We start from the raw sequence: 23,222 nt of genomic DNA, 5'->3' as shown, positions 1-23,222 counted from the left end.
CCTCAGACCCCGCCGATGAAATGCACGATCTCCAGCCTGTCGCCGTCCACCAGGCTGGTGGCGCCATAGGCGGTGCTGGGCACCATCTCCAGGTTCCGCTCCACCGCCACCTTGCGGCTGTCGAAGCCCAGTGAGCCCAGCAGCACCGCCACCGTGGCTGACGCAGCAATGGCCCGGCTTTCGCCGTTCACCGTGATCGCGATCATCTTCGCCATGGCGCGGAAGATGGGAGAACCCCGCCGCCAGGGCAAGCGCCGCGTCAGGATGCCGGGGCGGCGGCGCCCAGCATCGGCGCCGGGTTGATGGCGGAAGGCAGGGGCAGCGCGGCCGGGACGGCGGCAGGCGCCGGGCTGGCGGCCGCGGCCGCGGGCGGCGGCAGGGACTCGGCCTGCGGGGCGGGCAGGGGGCCGGCGCCCTGCACGGTGCCACCGGCGGGGGGCGTGTGGGTGGGCTCGGCGGCATGGGCACGGGAGGCGGCGGCCTCGGCCGGCGGTTCCGGCGGCACGGTGTAATCCGGCACGATGCGGGCCTGGGCGCCGGCGATCACCAGCACCTTCTGCCCCAGCGCCAGCGCCACCTGGTCCTTCTGCGCCACCGAGACCAGCTCCCCATTGCCCTTGCGGACGATGTATTCAAAGCCGTTGGTATTGCCGATGGCCTTCTCGGACGCGGCGCCGATCAGCCCGCCGAGCAGCCCGCCGCCGATGCCGCCGAAGGCCGAGGTGATGTCGCCGCCGCCGACGCGGGTGCCCACCACGCCGCCCGCCGCCGCGCCGGAGGCGGCGCCGGTGGTGCCATCGGCCGAGATCTGCACCGGGCGCACGCCGACGATCGTGCCCTGCTCCACCTTGTTCGCCTGCTGCATGGCCCGGCTGGCATAGGTGTCGGGCGAATAATCGGACCCGCAGGAGACGAGCCCCGCCATCAGCACGGGGATGAGAAGAAGTCTGGCGCCGGAGAAGGAGTGCAAGGCCGTTGCGTCCGCTGCGGTGGAAAACCGGCCGGAAGGTAGGGACTGCGCCGTCGGCTGTCATCCCATGCCGGTGCCAACCCTGCCCTGCGGCGCAAAAGAGCCGGGCGGGCACCGATTTCCACCCGGGGCAGGGGCAACGATCCGGCGCGGGGCCTGTTCAAACCGGCATCCCCCCAAATCGGAAGGAGCGATCATGCACAAGCTCTCCCCCCAGATGCGTGCCTGTGTGGATGCCTGCCTGAATTGCTACACCGTCTGCCTCTCCGGCTTCGCCGGCCATTGCCTGGAAATGGGCGGTGAGCACACCAAGCCGGACCATGCCCGGCTGATGCTGGCCTGTGCCGAGATCTGCCGCACCTCGGCCCATTTCATGCTGCTGGGCACGCCGCACCACAAGCATACCTGTGCCGAATGCGCCGAGATCTGCACCGAATGCGCCAAGGACTGCGAGCGAGTCGGCGGCATGGAGGATTGCGTCGCCGCCTGCCGCGCCTGCGCCGAAACCTGCCGCGCCATGGCTGCCTGAGACGCGTGGCAGGCATGGCCGTCCGTTCATTCGGGCTGGCCTGACGCAGGGGAAAGACCCGCCGTGGCGGGGGGGACGGGCCCGTGCCGCCGTCGGCGCCGCTTGCGGTGCGGAATTGCACCGTGCTAGGCGGCGCTGAAGTGGAGAAATCCACCGGAAAAGTCCCTGGACGCGCAAAATCGTGAACCCGCCCCTCATCCTGGTGCTGAACGGCCCCAACCTGAACATGCTCGGCACCCGGGAGCCGACGCTGTACGGCACCGAGACGCTCGACGACATCGAGGCGCTCTGCGCCGAGACGGCCGATGCGCTCGACCTGGCGATCGATTTCCGCCAGACCAACATCGAGGGGGAGTTGATCTCCTGGGTGCAGGAGGCGCGCAGCATCGCCTCCGGCATCGTGATCAACCCGGCCGGCTATTCCCATACCTCCATCGCGCTGATGGATGCCCTGCTGGCATCCGACCTGCCGGTGGTGGAGGTGCATCTGACCAATATCCACCGCCGGGAATCCTTCCGGCACCTGTCCTATGTCTCGCGTGCCGCGCAGGGCGTGATCTGCGGGCTGGGGCCCCATGGCTATGCGCTGGCGCTGCGCGGCATCGCCGGCATCCTGGCCCAGGCCGAAGACGCCTGACGCACCGAATACGAGGTAGATGAAGTGAGCGGCATTTCCTTTGACCCGGAGGCCATCCGCGCCCTGGCGCAGATCCTGCGGGAAACCGACCTGAGCGAGATCGAGCTGGCTGACGGCGAGAGCCGCCTCCGCGTGACCCGCGCCATGGCCGCCGCCCCGGTCGTGCAATATGCCGCCGCGCCGGCGCCCGCCCCCGTGGCCGCGCCCGCCGCCGCCGCCCCGGCCGCGACTCCGGCCGCCACCACCGAGATCAGCGCCGCGACCCCGGGCGTCATCACCTCGCCGATGGTGGGCGTCGCCTATCTGGCGCCGGAGCCGGGCGCCACGCCCTTCATCTCCGTGGGTGCCAAGGTCGCCGCCGGCCAGACGGTGATGCTGATCGAGGCGATGAAGACCTTCAACCAGATCAAGGCCCCCAAGGCCGGCACCGTGACCCGCATCCTGGTGGAAAGCGGCGCCCCGGTGGAATACGGCGCCCCCCTGCTGGTGGTCGAGTAAGGCGCATCGCCATGTTCAAGAAGGTGCTGATCGCCAATCGCGGCGAGATCGCGTTGCGCGTCAACCGCGCCTGCCGGGAGATGGGCATCCGCACTGTGGCGGTGCATTCCACCGCCGATGCCACCGCCATGCATGTGCGGCTGGCGGATGAAAGCGTCTGCATCGGCCCGCCGCTGGCCCGCGACAGCTACCTGAACATGGCGGCCATCCTCTCGGCCGCGCATATCACGGGCGCCGAGGCCATCCACCCCGGCTACGGCTTCCTCTCGGAGAATGCCGACTTCGCCGAGATGGTGGAGGCGCATGGGCTGGCCTTCATCGGCCCGACGGCCGAGCATATCCGCATGATGGGCGACAAGATCGCCGCCAAGGACGCGATGCGCTCCCTCGGCGTGCCGCTGGTCCCCGGCAGCGACGGCGCGCTGGGCAGCCTGGAAGAGGCGCGCGAGGTCGCGGAGCGGGTGAAGTACCCCGTGCTGATCAAGGCCGCCGCCGGCGGCGGCGGGCGCGGCATGAAGGTGGCGCTGAGCGCCGATGAGCTGGAGGAGGCCTGGCGCGTCGCCCGCACCGAGGCCAAGGCCGCCTTCGGCAACGACGCCGTCTACCTGGAGAAGTACCTCGACCGCCCGCGGCATATCGAGCTGCAGGTGCTGGCCGACATGTACGGCAACGTGGTGCATTTCGGGGAGCGCGACTGCTCGCTCCAGCGCCGCCACCAGAAGCTGGTCGAGGAAGCGGGTTCCCCCGCCCTGACGCCGGGTGAGCGCGAGGAGATCGGCGCGCAGGTGACGCAGGGCCTTTCCAAGCTCGGCTACCGCAATGCCGGCACGCTGGAATTCCTGTGGCAGGACGGCCAGTTCTCCTTCATCGAGATGAACACCCGCCTGCAGGTGGAGCATCCGGTGACCGAGATGGTCTCGGGCGTCGACCTGGTGAAGGAACAGATCCGCATCGCGGCGGGCGAACCCCTGGGCTATGGCCAGGAGGCCGTGCGCTTCAGCGGCCATGCCATCGAATGCCGCATCACCGCCGAGGACCCGGACACCTTCGTGCCTTCCCCGGGCCGGGTGACCACTTTCCATGCCCCGGGCGGCCTGGGCGTGCGGGTCGATAGCGCGCTCTATTCCGGCTATTCCGTGCCATCCAACTACGACAGCCTGGTCGCCAAGCTGATCGTGCATGGCACCACCCGCGCCGAGGCCATCGCCCGCATGCGCCGGGCGCTGGAGGAAATGGTGGTGGACGGCATCAAGACCACGCTGCCGCTGCACCAGCGCATCATGAACGACCCGCAGTTCCAGAGTGGCGACTACACCATCCACTGGCTGGAACGCTTCGTCGGCCTGAAGGACTGAGCCGGGCGGGAACCCGTGACGGGTTCCCGCCTCGCGCCATCAACTTCACGCTTTCGCCATCGGAAACCGGCATCCCCTGCACAACGTCATTGTTGTGCGGGAGGCGACCTATGCCGTCATCGCGCAGTCGCATGGCTAAACGGGAGCCCTGATGAACGGAGCCACCACCACAGAGCCGCGCGACGACCTGCGCGGCGACGCAACGGAAGCCGACACGCCTCCGGCGGCGGCCGGGTTGCGGCTGGCGGTGCTGAAGCCCTGGCTGCTGCTGGCGGCCGGGCTGATCATGGCGGGCCTGGCCTTCTTCGCGCTCGACCGCCTGTCGGACGAGCTGGACTATGCCGCCGTGGCCAGCGCCCTGGCGGCCAAGAGCAACGCGGTGCTGCTGCTGGCGGTGCTGGCGGCGGCCATCAGCTACACGGCCATGATCGGCTACGACCTTTCGGCGGTGCGGCATGTCGGGCCGCAGCCGCCGGTGCCGCCGCGCATCGCGGCGCTGGCGGCCTTCTGCGGCTTCGCGCTCAGCAACAGCATGGGGGTGGGCGCCTTCACGGGCGGCGCGGTGCGCTGGCGCATCTATGCCGCCGCCGGAGTGAAGCCCAGCCAGATCGCCCGCATCCTGGTCTTCGTCACCGCCAGCTTCTCCACCGGCATCTTCTTCGTGGCCGCCCTGGGCGTGCTGCTGAAGGCCGGGCAGATGCAGGAATGGTTCAACCTGCCGGCGCCGCTGCTGCGCGGGCTGGCGGCGCTTTGCCTGCTGGCCATGGCGGGCATCGCGGTGGTGGGGCGGCTGCGCCGCACGGCGCTGCGGCTCGGCCCCGTCACCTTCCGCGTGCCCAGCCCGAAGCTGGTGCTGGCCCAGGGCGTCATCTCGGTCATCGACCTCGGCTTCGCGGCGGTGGTGCTCTGGCTGCTGCTGCCGGAAGGGGCGGTGGACCTGCCCTCCTTCATCGCGCTCTACGTGGTGGCCATCGCCATCGGCGCGGCCAGCCACCTGCCGGGCGGCATCGGCGTCTTCGATGCCGTGGTGCTGATTGCCTTCCGTGGCAGCGAGGTGCCGCTGGACCAGGTGGCGGCGGCGCTGCTGCTCTACCGCGCCGTGTATTTCGTGCTGCCGCTGATCGTCGCCATCGTGCTGCTGAGCGGCTTCGAGCTGCGCCACCGGGTGCCGGCCCTGAAGGGCGGCGCGCGGGCGCTGCGGGCCTCCACACGGCTGATGCCGCGCTTCCTGGCCGTGCTGGCCTTCGGCGCCGGCGCCGCGCTGGTGCTGGGCGGCATCGCGCCGCCGGTGGATGTCTTCGAGCCCGGCTTCAACCTGCCGGTGCCGCAGCCCTTGTTCGAGGTCTCGCACCTGCTTTCCTCGGTGGGCGGGTTGCTGCTGCTCTTCGTGGCTAATGGGCTGGCGCACCGGCTGGACGGCGCCTGGTGGCTGGCCCTGGTGCTGGCGGCGGGCGGGCTGGTGCTCTCCACCCTGCGCGGCAGTGGCTTTCTGGAGCTTTCGCTGCTGGCCCTGCTGGCGGTGGCGCTGCTGACCTCCCGCCGGCGCTTCGACCGCCGCGCGCGGATGCTGACCCCCAGCCTGAGCCCCGGCTGGTGGCTGGCCGTGGCCTGCGTGGTGGCGGCCGCCACCTGGCTGCTCTTCTTCGCGCACCGGGACGTGGAATATTCCCGCCAGCTCTGGTGGCGCTTCGAGCTGGACGAGAATGCGCCCCGCGCCATGCGCGCCACCCTGGCGATGGTGCTGATCGCCGGCGCCGCCGGCCTCTGGGCGCTGCTGCGCCCGGCCCAGACCCGCGTGGCCCGCCCCACGCCCGAGCAACTGGCCCGCGCCGTGGCGATCGTGGAGGCGCAGGACCGGGCGGATGCCAATCTGGTCCGCATGGGCGACAAGGCGCTGCTGATGTCGCCGGAGGGCGATGCCTTCATCATGTATGGCCGCCGGGGCCGGTCCTGGATCGCGCTCTACGACCCCGTGGGGCCGGCGACGCAGCGGGTGGAACTGGTCTGGCGCTTCGTGGAACTGGCCGATGCCCAGGGCGGCCGCGCCGCCTTCTATCAGGTGCGGCCGGATACGCTGCCGCTCTATATCGATGCCGGCTTGCAGCCGCTGAAGCTGGGGGAGGCCGCCCGCGTCCGCCTCGCGGCCTTCGAGCTGAAGGGCAAGGCCCGGCAGGCCCTGCGCACCGCCGTCAACCGCGCCGAGCGCGAGGGCATCACCTTCGAGGTGCTGCGGCCGGAGGAGGTGCCGCCCGTGCTGCCGGAACTCGCGGAAGTCTCCCGCCTCTGGCTGGAACAGCACAAGGCGCGAGAGAAGGCCTTCTCCCTGGGCGCCTTCGAGCCGAATTACGTCGCCAGCCAGCCGGTGGCGGTGGTGCGTGGGGCGGACCGGCAGGTCATCGCCTTCGCGACGCTGCTGGATACGCCGCATGCGCGCAGCGACATGTCGGTGGACCTGATGCGCCACCGCCCGGACATGCCGCCGGGCACCATGGATTTCCTGTTCACCCGGCTGCTGATGATGGCGAAGGAGCAGGGCTATGCCTTCTTCGACCTCGGCATGGCGCCGCTCTCCGGCCTGGCCGCGCACCGGCTGGCGCCGATTTGGTACCGGCTGGGCGGGCTGGTCTTCCACCGGGGTGAGCGGTTCTACAACTTCCGCGGCCTGCGCGCCTTCAAGGAGAAGTTCGACCCGGTGTGGGAGCCCCGCTACCTCTGCACCGCCGGGGGGCTGGACCCCTGGGTGGTGCTGGCGGATGTGGCCGCCCTGCAATCCGGCGGCCTGCGTGGAGTGATCGGGAAGTGAGCATGATCGAGCGCCGTCTTCTGCTTGCCGGCCTGGGCGCCGGGCTGCTGGCGCGGCCGGCCCTGGCGCAGCGCGATACCTCCCAGTGGCTGGTGGAACTGCCTGCCACCAAGAAGACGCCACGCCCGGATGTCTTCGGCCTGATCCTCTCCGGCGATGGCGGCTGGCGGGATATCGACCGCACGCTGGGGCGGAACTTCCGCAACCGCGGCATGTCGGTGGTGGGCTTCGATTGCCTCAACTGGTTCTGGACCCGCCGCACGCCCGAAGCCGTGGCGGCGGAGCTGGACCGGGTGATCGCGCTCTACGCGCGGAAGTGGAACATCCCGAAGGTAGCCATCATCGGCTATTCCTTTGGCGCCGATATCCTGCCCGGCACCTGGCCCCGGCTGAAGCAGGAGACGCGGGACCGCGTGGCGCTGATTTCCCTTCTGGGCTTCGCCAAGGAAGCGGCCTTCGAGATCCGCGTGGGCGATTTCCTGGGCATGGGGCGCCCCACCGCCGTGCCAACCTTGCCGGACGTGCCCGGCCTGCCGCCCGAACTGGTGCAATGCGTCTATGGCACCGAAGAGGCGGCCAATACCGGCTGCACCGCCTTCGCTTCCCCGCCCGCCGAGGTCATCGGCATCAAGGGCGGGCACCATTTCGACGGCGACTACCGCGCCCTGGCGGACCGCATCTATGCCCGCCTGCCGCCGCCGCCCGCTTAAGCGGCCCGTGGCCCTGGCGCGGGGTGGGCCTCCCGGTCCATGCTAGGCGCCGTGTCCCGCCACACGGTGCAAATCACCCCCGACCTCTTGTTGCGCGCCTATCGCGCCGGCCTCTTCCCGATGGCCGAATCCCGCACGGCCGGCCAGCTCTACTGGCTGGACCCGGAGATGCGCGGCATCCTGCCGCTGCAGGGCTTCCACCTGCCGCGCCGGCTGGCCCGCACGCTGCTCTCCGGCGCCTTCACCGTCACGGCGGATGCCGATTTCGCCCAGACCATCGCGCTCTGCGCCGCCCCGGCGCCGGGGCGGGAGGACAGTTGGATCAACCCGGAGATCGAGCAGCTCTTCAACGCGCTGCATGCCATGGGTGTCGGCCATTCGGTCGAGGTCTGGCAGGAAGGCCGCATGGTGGGCGGCCTTTACGGCGTGGCGCTGGGCGGCGCCTTCTTCGGGGAAAGCATGTTCAGCCGGGCGCGGGATGCTTCCAAGGTCGCGCTGGTGCATCTGGTGGCGCGGCTGCGGCTGGGTGGCTTCACGCTGCTCGATACCCAGTTCATCACCGGGCATCTCAGCCAGTTCGGCGCGGTGGAAATCCCGCGCGCCCTCTACCGCCAGCGGCTGGCCAAGGCGCTGGAACAGCCGGCGCGCTGGCTGCCGGCGCCGGAAGGGCTGGAGGAGGAGTTCCGCGCCCTGCGCGCCCCACTGCCAAAGACAGGGCCCTGAAAACACGAAAAGGCGCCGAAGCGCCTTTTGATGCCACCCGTGGAGGGGAGGGGGCGAACCCCCTCCGCCATCATCAGCGGGAGTAGAACTCGACCACCAGGTTCGGTTCCATCTGCACCGGGTAGGGAACGTCGGCCAGCTTCGGCGCGCGCAGGTAGCGGCCCTTCATCTGGCGGTGGTCCACTTCCATGTACTCCGGCACGTCGCGCTCGCCGGACTGGGCGGCGTCGAGCACGGCCACCAGCTGCTTCGACTTCTCCTTCACCTCGATCACGTCGTTGTCGCGGACCAGGTAGGAGGGGATGTTGACGCGCTTGCCATTGACCGTGATGTGGCCATGGTTCACGAACTGGCGGGCGGCGAAGGGCGTCATCGCCAGCTTCATGCGGTAGATCACCGCATCCAGGCGACGCTCCAGCAGCTCGATCAGGTTCTCGGAGGTGTCGCCCTTACGGCGCACGGCCTCTTCGTAGTACTTGCGGAACTGCTTCTCGCCGATATTGCCGTAGTAGCCCTTCAGCTTCTGCTTGGCCATCAGCTGGATGCCGAAGTCGGTCGGCTTCTGCTTGCGGCGCTGGCCGTGCTGGCCGGGGCCATACTCGCGCTTGCTGATGGGGGACTTCGCACGGCCCCACAGGTTCACGCCGAGGCGGCGATTGATCTTGTACTTGCTTTCCGCGCGCTTCGTCATGCGGCGGGCTCCTTGTTCTGATGCGCCCCGGCCTTGTGGCTGGATGTCGCTGATTGTCCCGGTAGTCCCGAGGCGGGCATGCCAAGGGCGGGGCACAGAACAAGCCTGCACCCGCTTTCCCGGAAGGGAGCCGGCGTTTAGCCGCCGGTCCTGTGGCTTGTCAAACCTGTTGCCGCCGCCTACTGCCGATTCATGGTGACACGCGCACAATTATTGATCCTGGGCCTGACGGCCGGGGTGACGGGCAGCCTGGTGGGTGGGCTGATGCTGGGGATCGGCCTTGGGCTGGTGGTCAACAGCGTGCATGCCGGCTGGATTTTGGTGCTGCCCGCAGCGCCGGTGTCCGGCCTGCTGGGCTATTGGCAGGCCAAGCGGCTGGCGCGTCAGGCCGGGCTGACCGGCTGAGGCGCCCGCGCCGCGCCGGGGGCACGGCCCAGCGCCTTGCCCCAGGCGATGCTGCGCCGCTCCACCAGGTGGTGCAGCGCCCAGGCCAGGACCAGGGCGGCCAGCAGGGCCAGCACCAGGGCAGGGCCATAGCCCAGGCCAAAGCGCAGCATCAGCAGCCGCAGCAGCACGAAGCCCAGGATGGAATGGACGAGGTAGAGCGGGTAGCTGATGCTGGCCAGGTGGTGCAGCACCGCCACCGGCGCCACCCAGCCCCTGGCCAGGAAGCAGAGCGTGAAGATGGCGAGGCCCCAGGCATAGCTGAGGGCCGCCGAATCATAGGTGCCGCCGCGCGGCCCGTACTTCCAGCTCAACAGAAACAACGCCATGCCGAGGGCTGAGCTGCCCAGCAGCGCCATCCACCCCAGGCGCCCCTGCATACGCAGAAAGAACAGCGTGCCCAGCAGCATGAAGGGCAGGAACATTGCCTCCTGCGCCAGGCCCGCCACGGCGAAGCCTGCCCGGCCCGGCAGCAGCGGCATGGCCAGCGCCGCCAGCAGGTTGATGCCCAGCGCCACCACCGCCAGCCCCAGCACGAAGCCGTGGCGCCAGCGCAGCAGCAGCGGCTGCGCGAAGGCGAAGAGCAGGTAGAACTTCAGCTCGATCACCAGCGTCCAGTTGACGAGGTCGAGGTTGCCGATGCCGACAAGGTCGTGCAGCAGCAGCGCATTGGCCAGCACCGCCAGCGGATGCACCCCAGTTGGCTGGCCCCAATAGGCGCAGGAGGCCGCCCGCACCGCCAGCCCGAGGAACAGCGCCGCCAGATAGGTCGGGTAGATCCGCAGCGCCCGCGCCAGCAGGAAGGAGCGGCGGTCATGGTGGCGGAAGGAAAAGGGGATGACGAAGCCGCTGATCAGAAAGAACAGCGCCACCCCCAATGGGCCCGGGTTGAAGGGCAGCAGCTCCAGCATGGTCGCGGCCGGGGGGCGGGGCAGGATATCCCAGGGGGCGCCGGTCACTATGCCGACCACTTCCGGCTCCAGCCAATAGACACCGACCAGATGGCTCAGCACGACCAGCAGCGCCGCGATGCCGCGCAACTGGTCCGCGAAGATCACCTTGCCGCCGGCTGACTCCTGCATCCTGCTCTCCTGCCAGGCGGCGGGGCATGGCAGGAAAGCCGCCGCGGCGCCAGCGCCTTGGTAGCCGGCGGCAGGGCATGAAAAAGGGGAAGGCGCGGGCCTTCCCCTGTTCAGTGGGTGCCGGGCGGCTCAGGCCGCCATCAGCGCCTCGGACTGGCGGCGCACCATGTCCTGGTAAGGACCCGGGCGGCGCATCAGCATCTCGGGCGAGCCGTCCTGCACCACTTGGCCGGCATCCATCACCACGATACGGTCGAAGTTGGACAGGGTGGCCAGCCGGTGCGCCACCGCGATCACGGTGCGGCCTTCCATCAGCCGGTCCAGTGCCACCTGCACCTCGGCCTCGCTTTCGGAGTCGAGGGCGGAGGTCGCCTCGTCCAGCAGCAGGATGGGGGCGTTCTTCAGCAGGGCGCGGGCAATCGCCAGCCGCTGCCGCTGGCCGCCGGAGAGCTTGGCGCCACGGTCGCCGACGATGGTGTCGAAGCCCTCGGGCAGCGCCTCGATGAACTCGCGGCAGCGGGCGGCCTCGGCGGCGGCCAGCACCTCGGCATCCGAGGCATCCGGGCGGGCGTAGCGGATGTTCTCCAGCACCGTGCGGTGGAAGAGCGAGACATCCTGCGGCACGACCGCGATCATCTCCGCCAGGCTTTCCCGCGTCGCCAGGGCGATGTCCTGGCCATCGATGGTCACCTTGCCTTCCTGCGGCGCGGCATGGCGCTGCAGCAGGGTCAGCAGGGTGGACTTGCCGGCGCCGGAGCGGCCGACCACGCCCACCTTCTGCCCGGCCGGGATCTCCAGCTGCATGTGGCGCAGGATCGGCGCGCTGCCAGCGGGGGCGGCGGGGTAGCGGAAGGTGATGTCCTGGAACACCACCTCGCCGCCATGGGGCGCCAGGGTCTTGGCGTTCTGCACGTCCGGCATGTCATGCGCCACCAGCAGGGCGGACAGCGCCTCCCGCATCCGGGCCACGTATTGCGTCAGGTCCACCAGCGCCATCGCGAGGTCGCGGGAGGCATGCAGGATGGTGAAGCCGAGGGTGCAGACCAGCACGATGTCGCCGGTGGTGGCGCGGCCGATCTGCCACAGGTGCACGGCCCAGCCCAGCAGGCAGGCGGTCAGCACGGCGGTGGCGGCGCCATGCACCAGCCGCAGCTTCTCCAGGTAGCGCAGGCTGGCGCGGCGGGCAGAGGTTTCGGCGCCGAGCGCCTGGTCCAGCCGCGCGCCCTCCCGCCCGAAGGCGCCGAAGGCGCGCACCAGGGCGAAGTTCTGCACCACGTCCACCAGCTGGCCATCCACGGCGGCGGCGCGGCCGGCGAAGGTGTCGTGCAGCTTCTCGCCCCGGCGGCCCAGGGTGGCGACGCCGGCGGCCAGGGTGCCGGCGGCGACCACGAGGCAGCCGGCCATGATCGGGTCCACGCTGGCCAGGAAGCCGATGGCCAGCACCACGGCCACGGCGGGCGGCACGGTATGCCAGGTGAAGTTCTGCAGCAGGGTGAAGGCCGCCGTGCCGGTGGCGCTGATGCGGCTGGCCAGGGTGCCGGCGGAGCGGTTGGCGAAATAGCCAGGGGCATGGCCAGCAAGGTGGCGGAACAGCTCGGCCCGCATGGAGGCGGTGGCGCGCGGGAAGCGGTCCGCCGCGATCCAGCCGCCGACGCGCCAGAGCATGTTATCGGCCGTGATGACGCCCGCCAGGATGGCGAAGGCCGTCCAGACGGCGGTGGCGCCGATCTGCGACGGATTGCCGGACAGCGTGTCGATCAGGTGCTTCACCGCGTAATTCGCGCCGACGGAACAGCCGACCGCGCCCAGCACCGCCAGCATGGTGGCGATATGCGAGCCCGCATAAGGCTTCAGGTGGCGGAGCAGGAAGGCCACGGGCCGGTGCGCGTAGCGCAGCACTTCCGGCGCGTCCTGCGGGCGCATGCCGTGGGTGGCGTCCTGCGCCGGGGCGGGCTGTGTCTCGGTAGGCTGCATGGGGAGTCAGCGCCTCCTGGCTCGTATCGCGGTGCACAAAGACGTGAGGTGGCCCGCCTTCGTGGTGATTACGGAGGAAACAACGGCATCACGTCAGAATCGTGGCGATGCTTGCCGAATCCAAACCGCATTCGTCCCCCAGGTTGCGTTCCAGGCCAAACACGACGGAGAACGGAACCCGATGCGTATCGCCCAGATCGCTCCCCTGACGGAAGCCGTGCCGCCGAAGCTGTACGGTGGCACCGAGCGGATCGTCTCCTACCTCACCGAGGGTCTGGTGGAGCTCGGCCACGAGGTCACGCTCTTCGCCAGTGGCGATTCCATCACCTCGGCCACCCTGGCGCCGATGAGCGCCAAGGCGCTGCGGCTCGACCCCTCGGTGCGCGACACCAATGCGCCACTGGCCATGATGCTGGAGACGGTCTACCGCCGCCGGCACGAATTCGACCTGCTGCACTTCCACCTGGACTACCTGCCGTTCTCGCTGTTTTCCCGCGCCAGCACGCCGATGGTGACGACGCTGCACGGGCGGCTGGACCTGCCGGAACTGCAGCCGGTCTTCGACGCCTTCCGCGACGTGCCGGTGGTCTCGATCTCCAACGACCAGCGCAAGCCGCTGCCGCAGGCCAATTTCGTCGGCACCATCTATCATGGCCTGCCGGAGAAGCTGCTGACCCCGCGCACCGACATGACGCCGGGCTACCTGGCCTTCCTGGGCCGCATCGCGCCCGAGAAGCGCTGCGACCGTGCCATCGAGATCGCCATCGCCACCAACACGCCGATCAAGATCGCGGCCAAGGTGGACCGGGTGGATGTCGATTACTACGAGCAGAAGATCCGCCCGCTGATGGCGCATCCGCTGGTCGAGTTCATCGGCGAGATCAACGAGCAGCAGAAGCCCGAGTTCCTGTCCGGCGCCAGCGCGCTGCTGACGCCGATCGACTGGCCCGAGCCCTTCGGCTTGGTGATGATCGAGGCGATGGCCTGCGGCACGCCCGTGATCGCCTTCCGCCATGGCTCGGTACCCGAGGTGGTGGATGACGGCATCACCGGCTTCTCCGTCACCAGCATGGAGGAAGCCGTCGCCGCCGTGGAGCGTGTCAAGGCGCTGCCCCGTGCCGCCGTGCGCGCCCAGTTCGAGAAGCGCTTCACCGCCCGCCGCATGGCCGAGGACTATGTCGCGCTGTACCAGGAACTGGCGCATAGCCGCGCCGCCGAGCTGATGATGGCTGCTGAGTAAGCACACCCTTTCTCGCAGGTATTTTCAGGCCCCGCCGGTTCTCCGGCGGGGTCTTTTCATTCCACTGTGCGGCGCCGCTGTTCGATCAAAACGCGCAAGAAATGAGTGAGATGGATGACGAGAATCCGTGCTCACGGATGCGGCACTGGTAAAGAATATCTCTCTTTCTCGCAGCCTTGTGTGCTAGTTCTCAGGAACTGTCGTGTCCGCGATAGCTGGCATGTTCAGTATCTCAGCAGTGCGGGCGGCCAATGGGCGATACCCTGTCGATCTTCCAAGCCTTTTCCGACCAGCGGAATGCCGCTGACATCCCTCACCGGGGCAGGAAATTCGCAAGGCCCGGAGGCATCCGGCGAAGGCCGTTGAGCCTCGGCAGGGGAGGCAGGACATGAGCCCCCTGGTCGCCAATCCCGCCGGCTGGGTGCTGCGCATGGCGGAGGAAGCCGATGCGCCCGGCATCCTGAGCATCCTCAACGACGTGATCCTGCACACCACCGCCATCTATACCGACCGCACCGAAACGCTGGAGGAGCGGCTGGCCTGGATGCGCAAGCGCTGGGACTGGGGCTATCCGGTGCTGGTGGCCGATTGCATCCAGGGCGGCGGCATCCTGGGCTTCGCCGCCTTCAGCGACTTCCGCAACGGCTGGGACGGCTTCCGCCACACGGTGGAACATTCCGTCCATATCCGTGAGGACGCGCGGGGCCGCGGCATCGGCCAGACCCTGGTGGCGACGCTGATGGAAGAGGCGCGCGGCCTGGGCAAGCACGTGATGGTGGCCTCGATCGACGCCGCCAACCTGCCTTCCATCCGCATGCACGAAAAGCTGGGCTTCAACCGCGTGGCGCTGATGCCGCAGGTGGGCTGCAAGTTCGGCCGCTGGCTGGACATGGTGATGCTGCAGGCGGTGCTGAGCGAGGCGCCGCCGGGCTGAGCGTGCTCAGCCCCGGCGCAGCACCGCCGCCACCTGCCGCGCCAGCTCGGTCTGCCGGAAGGGCTTGCGCAGCACGGGGAAGCCATCGGACTGCATCGCCGGGTCGGCATAGCCGGTCAGCAGCAGCACCGGCATCTCCGGCCAGCGGGCCCGCACCCGGGTTGCCAGCTCGGCGCCGGAGATGCCGGGCATGGCGACATCCGTCACCAGCAGGTCTACCTGCTCCCCGGCTTCCAGCAGCGCCAGGGCGGCGGCGCCATCGGCGGCTTCCAGCGTGCTGTGCCCCAGCTCGTTCAGGAAGGTGGTGGTGATGCCGCGCACGGCGGCATCGTCGTCCACCACCAGCACGCGGCAGGAATGGCAGGCCGGCGCCTGGCCTTCCGGCACCTGGCTGGACGCACCGGACCAGTCGGAGCGGGGCAGATAAACCTCGACCAGCGTGCCCTCGCCCGGCCGGCTGTCCAGCGTCACCGTGCCGCCCGATTGCCGCGCCAGCCCATAGACCATGGACAGGCCCAGCCCGGTGCCCTTGCCCACTTCCTTGGTGGTGAAGAAGGGCTCGAAGGCCTTGGCCATGACCTCCGGCGGCATGCCGGTGCCGGTATCGGCCACGCCGAGCACGACGTAGTCGCCGGGATGCAGGTCCGGCACCTCTTCCTCCGCCACCGAGACATTGCGGGTGGAGAGGGTGATGACGCCGCCATCGGGCATGGCATCGCGGCTGTTGATGCAGAGGTTCAGCAGGCCGAGGGCGAATTGCTCCTGGTCCGCCAGCGCGGGCCAGAGGTGCTCTCCCAGCGCATGGCGCACCGTCACCTGCTCGCCCAGGCTGCGGCTGAGCAGCCCGTCCATTTCCTGCACCATGCGGTTCAGGTCGGCGGGGCGCAGCTGCAATTCCCGCTTGCGGCTGAAGCTCAGCAGCCGGCGCGTCAGGGCCGAGCCGCGCTCGGCGGCGGTGATGGCGGTCTTGAGCAGCATCTCGCCACGCGCGTCATGCGTGCCGGATTGCAGCAGCAGGTCCAGGCTGCCCAGGATGGCCGTCAGCAGGTTGTTGAAGTCATGCGCCACGCCGCCGGCCATGGTGCCCAGGGCCTGCATCTTCTCCGCCTGCCGCAGCCGCTCTTCCAGCATGCGCTGCTCGGTCAGGTCATGCTCGATGGTGGCCAGATGCGTGGCATGGCCGTCGCGGCCCGGAATCGGCAGGCGCTGCACCCGCACCCAGCGGGACCCTGCCTCACCCGCCGCCAGGCCGGTCTGGTCGGTGCCCTGGCCGCTCTGCATCACCTCCTGTTCCGCCATCACCAGGGCGGCGGCGGCCTCGGGCGGCAGCAGCGTGCTTTCCCGCTGGCCCAGCAGGCTCTCGACCGTGCCGCCCAGCGCCTCCGCCTTGGCGGCGTTCAGGCGGATGAAGCGGCCGTTGCGGTCCTTGAAGGACAAGGGGTCCGAGGAAGCGTCGAGCAGGCCCCGCAGCAGCGCGCGCTCGGTTTCCAGCGCACGCGCCAGGCGGTGGCGCTCCATGGCGCTCAGCACCATGCTCCGCAACCCTTCCGGGTCCCAGGGCTTGGGCGCGTAGAAGGCGATGCGGCCCTTGTTCACGGCGCTGATCACCGCGTCCAGCTCGGCATAGCCAGTCAGCAGCAGCGCCTCGGCCTGGCTGATCTCGCGCGCCTGGGCCAGGAAGGCATCGCCGGTCATGCCTGGCATGCGCTGGTCGGAGATGATGACATCCACATCCGGCGCACGCCGAAGGATCTCCAGTCCCTCGGCGCCCGACCGGGCGGCGTGGACACGGAAGTCCTCTTCAAACAGGTCCTCCAGCGCCGTCAGGATCTCCGGCTCGTCATCGACGACGAGAAGGGTTCCCCGGCGCCGGTCGCTCCCCATGGGCTGCGTCATTGTATCCGGCATACTAGGGTTCAGTTCGCACAGGCACGCTGACCGTGAAACAGGCGCCGCCCTCCGGCGCGGCACCAACGGTGATGCTGCCCTCGTGAGCGGCCACCACATTGTAGGCGATGGCGAGGCCAAGGCCAGTCCCCAGCCCCACAGGCTTGGTGGTGAAGAAAGGCTCAAAGACCTTTTCGCGCAATTCCTCCGGCACGCCGGGGCCGCTGTCGCGGATCTCGATGGAATAGCTGCGCCAGTCGCTGCGGGTCGCGATGGTGATGCGGCCCTCGCCGGGAATGGCATCGGCGGCATTGGAGACGAGGTTCATCACGACCTGATTCAACAGCGCGGGCAGGCAGACCAGTTCCTCGGCGCCCTGGAACTCGCGCTGCACCACCACGCGCTCGCCCAGCTTGGGGCTGAGCAGGGTCAGCACCGTCTCCAGCGCCTCCGGCACATTCACCCGCTGGAAGGCGCCATCGTCGCTGCGGGAGAATTTCCGCAGGTTGGCGACAAGGTCCTGGATGCGCGTCAGCCCCAGCGTCATGGAGCCGACGCGGTCGCGGCAGCGGGCGACCAGCGATGCCGTCTCGGCCTCCGGCGGCGTCTGTTCCTCCAGCCGCCGCAGCAGCCGCTCCACCGTGCCCTGATGCGCCAGGATGAAGGCGAGCGGGTTGTTGATCTCATGCGCGATGCCGGCCACCAGCTCGCCCAGCGAGGCCATCTTGGCGGCCTGCACCAGCCGGGTCTGGGTCTCGCGCAGCTGGCGGTTGGCTTCCTCCAGCTCCTCGTTGGCGCGGGAAAGCGCCTCGGCCATGGCGGCCTTGGCCTGGGCGCGCTCGATGGTGAGCGCCCGCTCGCGCGATTCGGCGGCGGCGCGGCGCTCCTCGTCCAGCAGCAGCTTGCGGCGCAGCGCGGCGCGCAGCCGGACGCTCAGCGTCTCCGGCGGCGCCGGGCTCGGGATCAGCTCGTCGGCGCCGGCGGCGAAAAGCTGGCCGGGCAGGGCCTGGGCACCCTCCTGCACCAGTGCCACGATCTGGAAGGACGCGCCGGTCTCGCCCCGGAAGCCATGCAGCGCCGCCACCAGCGCCACGCCATCGAAGCCGGCGGTGGCGGCGTTCAGCAGCACGCCATCCCAGCCGGCGGGGTCCTGCCGCAGGGTGGCCAGGGCGGCCTCCGGGTCGGAGACGACCTCCACCTCATGGCCTTCCCGCGTCAGCTGCGCCATCAGCGCCAGGCGCTGGGTCAGGCTGTCCTCGGCCAGCAGCAGGCGGGTGCGGCGGAAGGCGCTGTCCTGGGTGCTGGCGGGGGCGGGGGCCTCGCCGCCACGGCCGCGCAGCAGGGCGCGGATGCGCAGCAGCAGCAGGTCCTGCCCGGCCGATTTCGCCACATAGGCATCGGCGCCGCTTTCCAGCCCCTGGCGCTCCAGCTCCCGCTCCCGCGCCTCGGTCAGCATCAGCACGGCGATGGCGCGGGTGCGGTGGTTCAGCCGCACGCGGCGCACCAGCTCGTCGCCATTCATGGCGGGCAGGTGGTAATCGGCGATCACCAGGTCCGGCAGGGTGCCGTTCAGCGCTTCCAGCGCCGCCTCGGCCGTGGCGGCGCGCTGGACGGTGAAGCCCTCGCCCTCCAGCAGCCGGCGCATCTGCAGGGCCTGGGTCTCGGAATCCTCGACCAGCAGGATGGCGCCGGTGCTCATGCCTGCGCCTCCCGCCGGCCCAGTTGCGCCAGGCGGGGGCCGATGGCCGGCAGCGGCAGGCTGAGGGAGGAACCGCCCAGCCGCACCGCCGCCGCCGGCATGCCATAGACCACGGCGGTGCTTTCATGCTCGGTGATGGTATAGCCGCCGGCGCGGCGCATCTCGGTCAGGCCCACCGCGCCATCCTCGCCCATGCCGGTCAGCAGCACGCCCAGCGCCCGCTCCCCGGCGGCGGCGGCGACGCTGCGGAACAGGATCGTGGCGGAAGGGCGCTGGCTGGCCAGCGGCTTCTCGCTGGACAGGCGCAGCACGCCCTGGGGGGAGAGCAGCAGGTGCCGGTCCCCCGGTGCGACATAGACACGGCCAGGCTGCGGTACCTCGCCCTCCTGCGCCAGCGCCACTTTCAGTGGTACCAGCCCGTTCAGCCAGCTTGCGAAGCCTTCCATGAAGGCGGCGCCCATGTGCTGCACCAGCAGCACCGGCAGCGGGTAATCGGCCGGCAGCGCCCCCAGCACCTGCGCCAGGGCCGGCGGGCCGCCGGTGGAGGCCGCGATGGCCAGCACCGCCGGCTGCTGCGGCGGCGGCCGCTGCGCCGGCTCGGCCAGCAGGCGCGGGCGGACGGCCAAGGTGCCGCGCTGTCGGATCACCGGCACCTGGCTCATGATGTAGAGCTGGGTGCGGATGGTCTCGGCGATCTGCTCGTGCCCGCCCGTCTCGATGCCCACCGGCTTCTCCACCACCGAGAGCGCGCCGGCCTTCAGCGCGTTCATGGAGATGCCGAAGGTGGAATCCCGCACGCTGTCGGCGATGACGACGATGGGCGTCGGCTGTTCCGCCATGATGCGCCGCGTCGCCTCCAGCCCGTCCATGCCGGGCAGGCGGATATCCATCGAGATCACGTCCGGCCGCACGCGCGGCAGTTCCCGCAGCGCTTCCTCAGCCGAGGCGACGGCGGCGGCTAGCACCAGGCGCGGGTCGCCGGACACGATATGGGCCAGCAGCCGCCGCACCACCGTCGAATCCTCGACGATCATGACGCGGACAGGCGGACGGGTCAGGCTGCCCGAAGGGAAAACAGGATCGGACATGGTCACAGCATCTGGCCGATGGTGGCCAGCAACTCCCGCTGATCGAATTTCTGTTTCGCCAGATAGGCGCCGGCACCCAGGTCCAGCCCCCGCCGGACATCCTCCGGCGCGGCGCGGGAGGTCATCAGGATCACCGGCAGGGGTGCCAGGCGCGGGTCGGTCTTGATGGCCTGCAGCAGCGCGTAGCCGTCCATGCGCGGCATCTCGACATCCGCCACCACCAGGTCCACCACCGCGTCGCCGGAGCGCAGCAGGTTCAGCGCGTCCAGCCCATCGACGCTGAGCAGCACGCGGTAGCCCTGCGCTTCCAGGATGCTCTTCTCCAGCGTCCGGGTGGTGATGGAATCATCCACCACCAGGATGGTGGCGGCGGCGACACGGTCCTCGGCGGCGGCGCCTTCCAGGCCCAGCGTGCCGGCGCCCAGGTGGCCTTCGTCCCGCAGCCAGCGGCCCACCAGCCCTTCCGGGCTCAGCACCAGGGCCGGGGCCTCGCCCTCACGCGGCGCGATGCCGCTGAGCAACTCGGTATCGAGGCCGGGGACATCGAGGCTGTCCACCAGCAGGGTTCTGACATCGCGCGTGGCATTGACGGCCAGCGCGCAGCGGCGGCCACCGCGGCGCAGCAGCACCGCGTTCACATGGCCGGCTTCAACCGGAATGGTGGCCTGGGGCGAGCCAAGCAGGGCGGCAAGGGCGATCACGGGGGCGATAACGTCCTGCCCCCCCGCCGCGATGCGCGTCACGGGCCGACCTTCCACACTTTCCACAGCCGCAACGGGCAGGCGCAGCAGCCGCTCGATGCCATGGCTGGGCAGGCCGTAGGTCTGGCCCTCCGCTTCCACCAGCAGCAGCTTCTGCCGCGCGGCGGAGAAGGGCACCGCGATCTCCACTTCCGTGCCGCCGCCCCGGCGCGGGCGCATCAGCGTGGTGCCGCGCAGCCGCCGCGCCGCCTCCGCCACCACCGAAAGCCCCATGCCGCGGCCGGAGAGCCGGTCCACCGCCGGGGCGGTGGAGAAGCCGGGCTCGAAGACAAGCGACAGCAGGCGGTCCGGCGGCGGCGGCGCGGACCAGGGGGAGCGTTCCGGCAGCAGGCCCTGGCGGATGGCCGTGGCCTCAATGCGCGCGAGGTCCGGGCCGCGCCCGTCATCGGCCACCGTCAGCAGCAGCAGCCCGCCACGGCCCGACAGGCGCAGCGACACCTCGGCGCGTTCCGGCTTGCCCTGGGCGCGGCGCTGCTCTGGCTGCTCGATGCCATGGCTGATGGCGTTGCGCAGCAGGTGCAGCACCGGGTCCTTCAGCGTTTGCAGCACGCGGCGGTCGGCCTGGACATCCATGCCCTCCAGCCGCACCGCCACGTCCTGCCCGGCTTCGCGCGCCAGGTCGCGCGCCATGCGGCCCAAGGGTCCCAGCACCGTCTCGGCCGGCACCAGGGCGATGGCCTCCACCTGCTCCCGCACCCGCTGGGCGGCGGCCTCGGCGGCGAAGGTGCCGGCATGCTGTTCGCGCGCCATGCGGCCGATGCGGCGGGAAAGGCCATCCAGGCCCTGCGCCACCTCGCGCAGCGCCGGGGTGGGGCTGGCGCGCAGCGCCGTCTCCAGCGCCCGGCGCAGGCCGGAGAGCGTTTCTTCCAGGGCCCGCAGTTCCGCCTCGACACCCGCCTGCTGGGTGACTTCCTCGGACAGCGTATGCACCGCGACGGCCAGGGCCTCGATCTGCTCGGCATTCACCCGCAGGTATTCCACCGAGCCGGAGGCGGCGGCGGCCGGCGCCTCGGCCATGGGCGGGGCCTCGGGGGCAGGGGGCGGCACGGGGGCGGGCGCCGGGGGCGGTGGCGGTAGCGCTGCGGGCAGGGCAGGGGCGGCGGCTTCCGGTGCGGCTGGCGGCGCCTCATCCCCCAGCAGCGCGTCCAGTGCCGCCATGGCGGCGACCGGGGCGGGGGCGGCGGGGTCGGAAGCCAGGGCGGCCACATAGCCCTCGATCCCATCCAGCCCGACCTGCACGCCGGCCGCCACGCGCGCGTCCAGCGCCATGACGCCTTCCGCCACGCGGGCCAGCACGGCTTCCAGCCGGTGCGCCACTTCCTCCACCACGGGCAGGTCCACCGCGCGGGCGGCGCCCTTCAGGCTATGGGCACGGCGGAAGATGTCGCGCAGGTCGGCCTGCTCGCCGCGCTCGGCGGCATCCAGCGCGGCGCGGATGGCGCCGAGATGCTCCTTATGCTCGGCATCGAAGGCCGCCAGCAGCTCCCGGCGCAGGTCCGACATGGGCAAGGCCGCGCGCTCCCCGCCTCAGACGCGGTAGCGGTCTGCGAGCGTGACCAGCTGCGCCGACAGGGTCGAGAGATTGGCCGCCGCCGTGTCGAGCTGCCGCGTGCCCGCCGCCGTCTGCTGGCTGGCCTGGCGGATGTTCTGCAGCGCGCCCATCACCTGCTCGATGCCCAGTTGCTGCTGGTTGGTGGAGGCCACGATCTGCTGGAAGGTCTGCACGCTTTCCTGGATGCGTGCGGAGATCTCGCTGATGGTGGTGTGGGTGGTGTCGGTGCGCTCGCGCCCCGCCACCACGCGCTTCACCGCTTCCTCCGTCAGCATGACGGAGGAATTGATGCCGCGCTGGATGTCGCCCAGGATCGAGCGCACCTGGCTGGTCGCCTCCTTGGCCTGGTCCGCCAGCGTCTTCATCTCGGCGGCGACCACGGCGAAGGAACGGCCCTGCTCGCCGGCCGCGGCGGCCTCGATGGCCGCGTTCAGCGCCAGCAGGTGGGAGCGTTCGGAGATGTCGTTGACGGTGGTGATGATCTCGCCGATCGCCTGCGTCTTCTCGCTCAGCGCCACGATGTTGCTGGCCACGGCCTCGGCCTGCTCGCGGATGGAATCCATCGCCCGCACCGTCTCGTCCACTGCCTTGAGGCCGGCGCCGGAGGTCTGCGCGGTGGCCTGGGCGGAAGCGATCACCTCCTGCGCCCGCTTGCCGATCTGGCTGCCGGAATGGGTGATCTCGTCCACCGTGGCGGCGGTTTCCTGCACGGCGGCCAGTTGTTCCTCGACGCTCGCGGCCTGTTCCTGGGTGCTGGCGCGGATCTCGGCGGCGGCGGCGTTCAGGTTCTCGGTGGCGTCGCGGCTCTGGCGCGCCAGCTGGCGCAGGCCATCGACCATGCCATTCAGCGTGATGCCGAGCTGCCCCAGCTCGTCCCGCCCCGTGGCGGCCGGCGGGCCGGACAGGTCGCCGCGCCCCACGCGTTCCACGAATTCCATGAAGGCCGAGAGCGGGTTGACGATGGAGCGGCGGATCAGCACCGCGATGGTCAGCCCCAGCACCACCATGCCGATCAGCGCCAGGACGGTGGAGATGCGGCTTTCCTCATAGACCTCTCCCGTGCGCAGCTGGCCGGCGGCGATGACGGTGTTCAGCGCCTCCTGCGTCCGGCTGATGATCTGGCCCAGCTCGCCGCGATGGCTGGCGATGGCGTTATCGGCATTGACCAGCGCCACCTGGTCATTGGCGCGGATGGCACGGAACTGTTCCTGCGTCTGTTCCCGCAGCTGCCGCAGCGGCAGGGCCGCCTGGTTCAGCAGCTGCGCCACCTGCTGCCAGCCGCCCACCCGCTGGGCGGAGGCGCCGGTGGCGGCGTTGCGATTGGCGGTGGAAAGCATCTCGGCCAGCATGGTGTCGGTGCGGGCGGCTGCCTGCTGCCATTCCTGCGCCAGGTCAGCCTCCGGCGCGCCGCGGCCGAGCTGCTGCAGCAGGTAGCGCGTGACGGCGCGGGAGCGGATCTCCTGCATCGCGCTCTCGGAATTCCGCAGCAGGGAGAGCTGCCGCAGCAGCGCCAGGTCGCGGGAGACGATGGTGTCCGTGACCTGCGTCACGGTGCTGATCTGGTTCAACCCATAGGCGCCGAGCATCACGAGCATGAGCACGAGGGCGGCGAAGCCGAGAAGGATGCGGTTGGCGATGCTCAAGG

The 23,222-nt window shown here is 70.3% G+C and carries 20 protein-coding genes; 10 read left to right on the top strand and 10 right to left on the bottom strand.

The features are described from left to right. Positions 1–2 precede the first annotated feature (2 nt). Positions 3–215 carry a sulfur carrier protein ThiS gene (gene thiS / locus EBE87_RS03250; protein ID WP_199707775.1) on the bottom strand — a complete coding sequence of 71 codons (213 nt, stop codon included), beginning with the start codon at positions 213–215 and terminating at the stop codon, positions 3–5. Between the two features lie 44 nt (positions 216–259). Continuing rightward, complete coding sequence (locus tag EBE87_RS03245) at positions 260–970, bottom strand: outer membrane lipoprotein (RefSeq protein WP_122139877.1); 711 nt, start codon at positions 968–970, stop codon at positions 260–262. A 196-nt stretch (positions 971–1,166) separates the two neighbouring features. Here EBE87_RS03245 and EBE87_RS03240 point away from each other — a divergent pair, with 196 nt between their 5' ends. From EBE87_RS03240 to aat, 7 genes are all read left to right on the top strand, one after another. Continuing rightward, the gene (locus tag EBE87_RS03240; RefSeq protein WP_120641234.1) at positions 1,167–1,499 is read left to right on the top strand and encodes a four-helix bundle copper-binding protein; all 333 of its coding nucleotides are present in this window, start codon (positions 1,167–1,169) and stop codon (positions 1,497–1,499) included. A gap of 181 nt (positions 1,500–1,680) precedes the next feature. Further along, positions 1,681–2,136 (top strand): type II 3-dehydroquinate dehydratase, encoded by a 456-nt coding sequence (gene aroQ / locus EBE87_RS03235; protein ID WP_120641235.1) that lies wholly within the window; start codon positions 1,681–1,683, stop codon positions 2,134–2,136. Positions 2,137–2,160: 24 nt separating this feature from the next. Beyond that, positions 2,161–2,634 (top strand): acetyl-CoA carboxylase biotin carboxyl carrier protein, encoded by a 474-nt coding sequence (gene accB / locus EBE87_RS03230; RefSeq protein ID WP_122139876.1) that lies wholly within the window; start codon positions 2,161–2,163, stop codon positions 2,632–2,634. Positions 2,635–2,645: 11 nt separating this feature from the next. Further along, a complete protein-coding gene (accC, locus tag EBE87_RS03225) occupies positions 2,646–3,989 on the top strand; it encodes an acetyl-CoA carboxylase biotin carboxylase subunit (RefSeq protein WP_120639418.1) in 1,344 nt (447 codons plus the stop codon). A 151-nt stretch (positions 3,990–4,140) separates the two neighbouring features. Continuing rightward, positions 4,141–6,792: a bifunctional lysylphosphatidylglycerol flippase/synthetase MprF gene (gene mprF / locus EBE87_RS03220; RefSeq protein ID WP_120639419.1), complete on the top strand. Its 2,652-nt coding sequence runs from the start codon at positions 4,141–4,143 to the stop codon at positions 6,790–6,792. 2 nt (positions 6,793–6,794) lie between these two features. Continuing rightward, a complete protein-coding gene (locus EBE87_RS03215) occupies positions 6,795–7,502 on the top strand; it encodes an AcvB/VirJ family lysyl-phosphatidylglycerol hydrolase (RefSeq protein WP_120639420.1) in 708 nt (235 codons plus the stop codon). 39 nt (positions 7,503–7,541) lie between these two features. Continuing rightward, on the top strand, positions 7,542–8,225 hold the full coding sequence (gene aat, locus EBE87_RS03210; RefSeq protein ID WP_120639421.1) for a leucyl/phenylalanyl-tRNA--protein transferase: 684 nt from the start codon (positions 7,542–7,544) through the stop codon (positions 8,223–8,225). A 73-nt stretch (positions 8,226–8,298) separates the two neighbouring features. On the opposite strand, the gene rpsD is transcribed toward aat, so the two are convergent. Next, the gene (gene rpsD / locus EBE87_RS03205; protein ID WP_120639422.1) at positions 8,299–8,916 is read right to left on the bottom strand and encodes a 30S ribosomal protein S4; all 618 of its coding nucleotides are present in this window, start codon (positions 8,914–8,916) and stop codon (positions 8,299–8,301) included. 192 nt (positions 8,917–9,108) lie between these two features. Between rpsD and EBE87_RS03200 the strand changes: the two genes are divergently transcribed. Next, the gene (locus EBE87_RS03200) at positions 9,109–9,321 is read left to right on the top strand and encodes a hypothetical protein (RefSeq protein ID WP_120639423.1); all 213 of its coding nucleotides are present in this window, start codon (positions 9,109–9,111) and stop codon (positions 9,319–9,321) included. Here the strand turns inward: EBE87_RS03200 and EBE87_RS03195 are convergent. Both EBE87_RS03195 and EBE87_RS03190 read right to left on the bottom strand, forming a co-directional pair. After that, entirely contained in the window at positions 9,300–10,442 is a 1,143-nt protein-coding gene (locus EBE87_RS03195; protein WP_120639424.1) for an acyltransferase family protein, read from the bottom strand. The genes EBE87_RS03200 and EBE87_RS03195 overlap by 22 nt on opposite strands. 129 nt (positions 10,443–10,571) lie before the next feature. Beyond that, the gene (locus tag EBE87_RS03190; protein WP_120639425.1) at positions 10,572–12,416 is read right to left on the bottom strand and encodes an ABC transporter ATP-binding protein; all 1,845 of its coding nucleotides are present in this window, start codon (positions 12,414–12,416) and stop codon (positions 10,572–10,574) included. A gap of 181 nt (positions 12,417–12,597) precedes the next feature. Between EBE87_RS03190 and EBE87_RS03185 the strand changes: the two genes are divergently transcribed. After that, on the top strand, positions 12,598–13,656 hold the full coding sequence (locus EBE87_RS03185) for a glycosyltransferase family 4 protein (RefSeq protein WP_120639426.1): 1,059 nt from the start codon (positions 12,598–12,600) through the stop codon (positions 13,654–13,656). Positions 13,657–14,044: 388 nt separating this feature from the next. Continuing rightward, a complete protein-coding gene (locus EBE87_RS03180) occupies positions 14,045–14,590 on the top strand; it encodes a GNAT family N-acetyltransferase (protein ID WP_120639427.1) in 546 nt (181 codons plus the stop codon). Positions 14,591–14,596: 6 nt separating this feature from the next. Here EBE87_RS03180 and EBE87_RS03175 read toward each other — a convergent pair whose 3' ends face one another. Genes EBE87_RS03175 through EBE87_RS03155 form a run of 5 tightly spaced genes read right to left on the bottom strand, consistent with a single transcriptional unit; the run spans position 14,597 to position 23,220 of the window. Further along, positions 14,597–16,498, bottom strand: coding sequence for a response regulator (locus tag EBE87_RS03175; protein ID WP_120639428.1), 1,902 nt, complete (start codon positions 16,496–16,498; stop codon positions 14,597–14,599). 1 nt (position 16,499) lies between these two features. Continuing rightward, positions 16,500–18,176 (bottom strand): response regulator, encoded by a 1,677-nt coding sequence (locus EBE87_RS03170; RefSeq protein ID WP_120639429.1) that lies wholly within the window; start codon positions 18,174–18,176, stop codon positions 16,500–16,502. Next, positions 18,173–19,264 carry a chemotaxis-specific protein-glutamate methyltransferase CheB gene (cheB, locus tag EBE87_RS03165; RefSeq protein ID WP_199726488.1) on the bottom strand — a complete coding sequence of 364 codons (1,092 nt, stop codon included), beginning with the start codon at positions 19,262–19,264 and terminating at the stop codon, positions 18,173–18,175. Before cheB ends, EBE87_RS03170 begins: the two co-directional genes overlap by 4 nt. Before the next feature lie 2 nt (positions 19,265–19,266). After that, a complete protein-coding gene (locus tag EBE87_RS03160; protein WP_122139875.1) occupies positions 19,267–21,528 on the bottom strand; it encodes a hybrid sensor histidine kinase/response regulator in 2,262 nt (753 codons plus the stop codon). Positions 21,529–21,552: 24 nt separating this feature from the next. After that, positions 21,553–23,220, bottom strand: a complete 1,668-nt coding sequence (locus EBE87_RS03155) for a methyl-accepting chemotaxis protein (protein ID WP_199708148.1) — start codon at positions 23,218–23,220, stop codon at positions 21,553–21,555. Positions 23,221–23,222: the final 2 nt, after the last annotated feature.

Source organism: Teichococcus wenyumeiae (genome assembly GCF_003696345.1).
In the GTDB taxonomy this organism is placed as follows: Bacteria; Pseudomonadota; Alphaproteobacteria; order Acetobacterales; family Acetobacteraceae; genus Pseudoroseomonas; species Pseudoroseomonas wenyumeiae.
Note: the sequence above shows the minus strand (reverse complement) of the source record. Positions and strands in the feature narration are given on the sequence as shown.

Bases quoted from the DNA above. Each gene is read 5' to 3' on its own strand.
- thiS (WP_199707775.1), bottom strand. From the start codon at position 215: ATGGCGAAGATGATCGCGATCACGGTGAACGGCGAAAGCCGGGCCATT.
- EBE87_RS03180 (WP_120639427.1), top strand. From the start codon at position 14,045: ATGAGCCCCCTGGTCGCCAATCCCGCCGGCTGGGTGCTGCGCATGGCG.
- rpsD (WP_120639422.1), bottom strand. From the start codon at position 8,916: ATGACGAAGCGCGCGGAAAGCAAGTACAAGATCAATCGCCGCCTCGGC.
- EBE87_RS03170 (WP_120639429.1), bottom strand. From the start codon at position 18,176: ATGAGCACCGGCGCCATCCTGCTGGTCGAGGATTCCGAGACCCAGGCC.
- EBE87_RS03190 (WP_120639425.1), bottom strand. From the start codon at position 12,416: ATGCAGCCTACCGAGACACAGCCCGCCCCGGCGCAGGACGCCACCCAC.
- EBE87_RS03185 (WP_120639426.1), top strand. From the start codon at position 12,598: ATGCGTATCGCCCAGATCGCTCCCCTGACGGAAGCCGTGCCGCCGAAG.
- mprF (WP_120639419.1), top strand. From the start codon at position 4,141: ATGAACGGAGCCACCACCACAGAGCCGCGCGACGACCTGCGCGGCGAC.
- accC (WP_120639418.1), top strand. From the start codon at position 2,646: ATGTTCAAGAAGGTGCTGATCGCCAATCGCGGCGAGATCGCGTTGCGC.
- cheB (WP_199726488.1), bottom strand. From the start codon at position 19,264: ATGTCCGATCCTGTTTTCCCTTCGGGCAGCCTGACCCGTCCGCCTGTC.
- EBE87_RS03160 (WP_122139875.1), bottom strand. From the start codon at position 21,528: ATGTCGGACCTGCGCCGGGAGCTGCTGGCGGCCTTCGATGCCGAGCAT.
- EBE87_RS03215 (WP_120639420.1), top strand. From the start codon at position 6,795: ATGATCGAGCGCCGTCTTCTGCTTGCCGGCCTGGGCGCCGGGCTGCTG.
- EBE87_RS03200 (WP_120639423.1), top strand. From the start codon at position 9,109: ATGGTGACACGCGCACAATTATTGATCCTGGGCCTGACGGCCGGGGTG.
- EBE87_RS03195 (WP_120639424.1), bottom strand. From the start codon at position 10,442: ATGCAGGAGTCAGCCGGCGGCAAGGTGATCTTCGCGGACCAGTTGCGC.
- EBE87_RS03240 (WP_120641234.1), top strand. From the start codon at position 1,167: ATGCACAAGCTCTCCCCCCAGATGCGTGCCTGTGTGGATGCCTGCCTG.
- EBE87_RS03175 (WP_120639428.1), bottom strand. From the start codon at position 16,498: ATGCCGGATACAATGACGCAGCCCATGGGGAGCGACCGGCGCCGGGGA.
- aat (WP_120639421.1), top strand. From the start codon at position 7,542: ATGCTAGGCGCCGTGTCCCGCCACACGGTGCAAATCACCCCCGACCTC.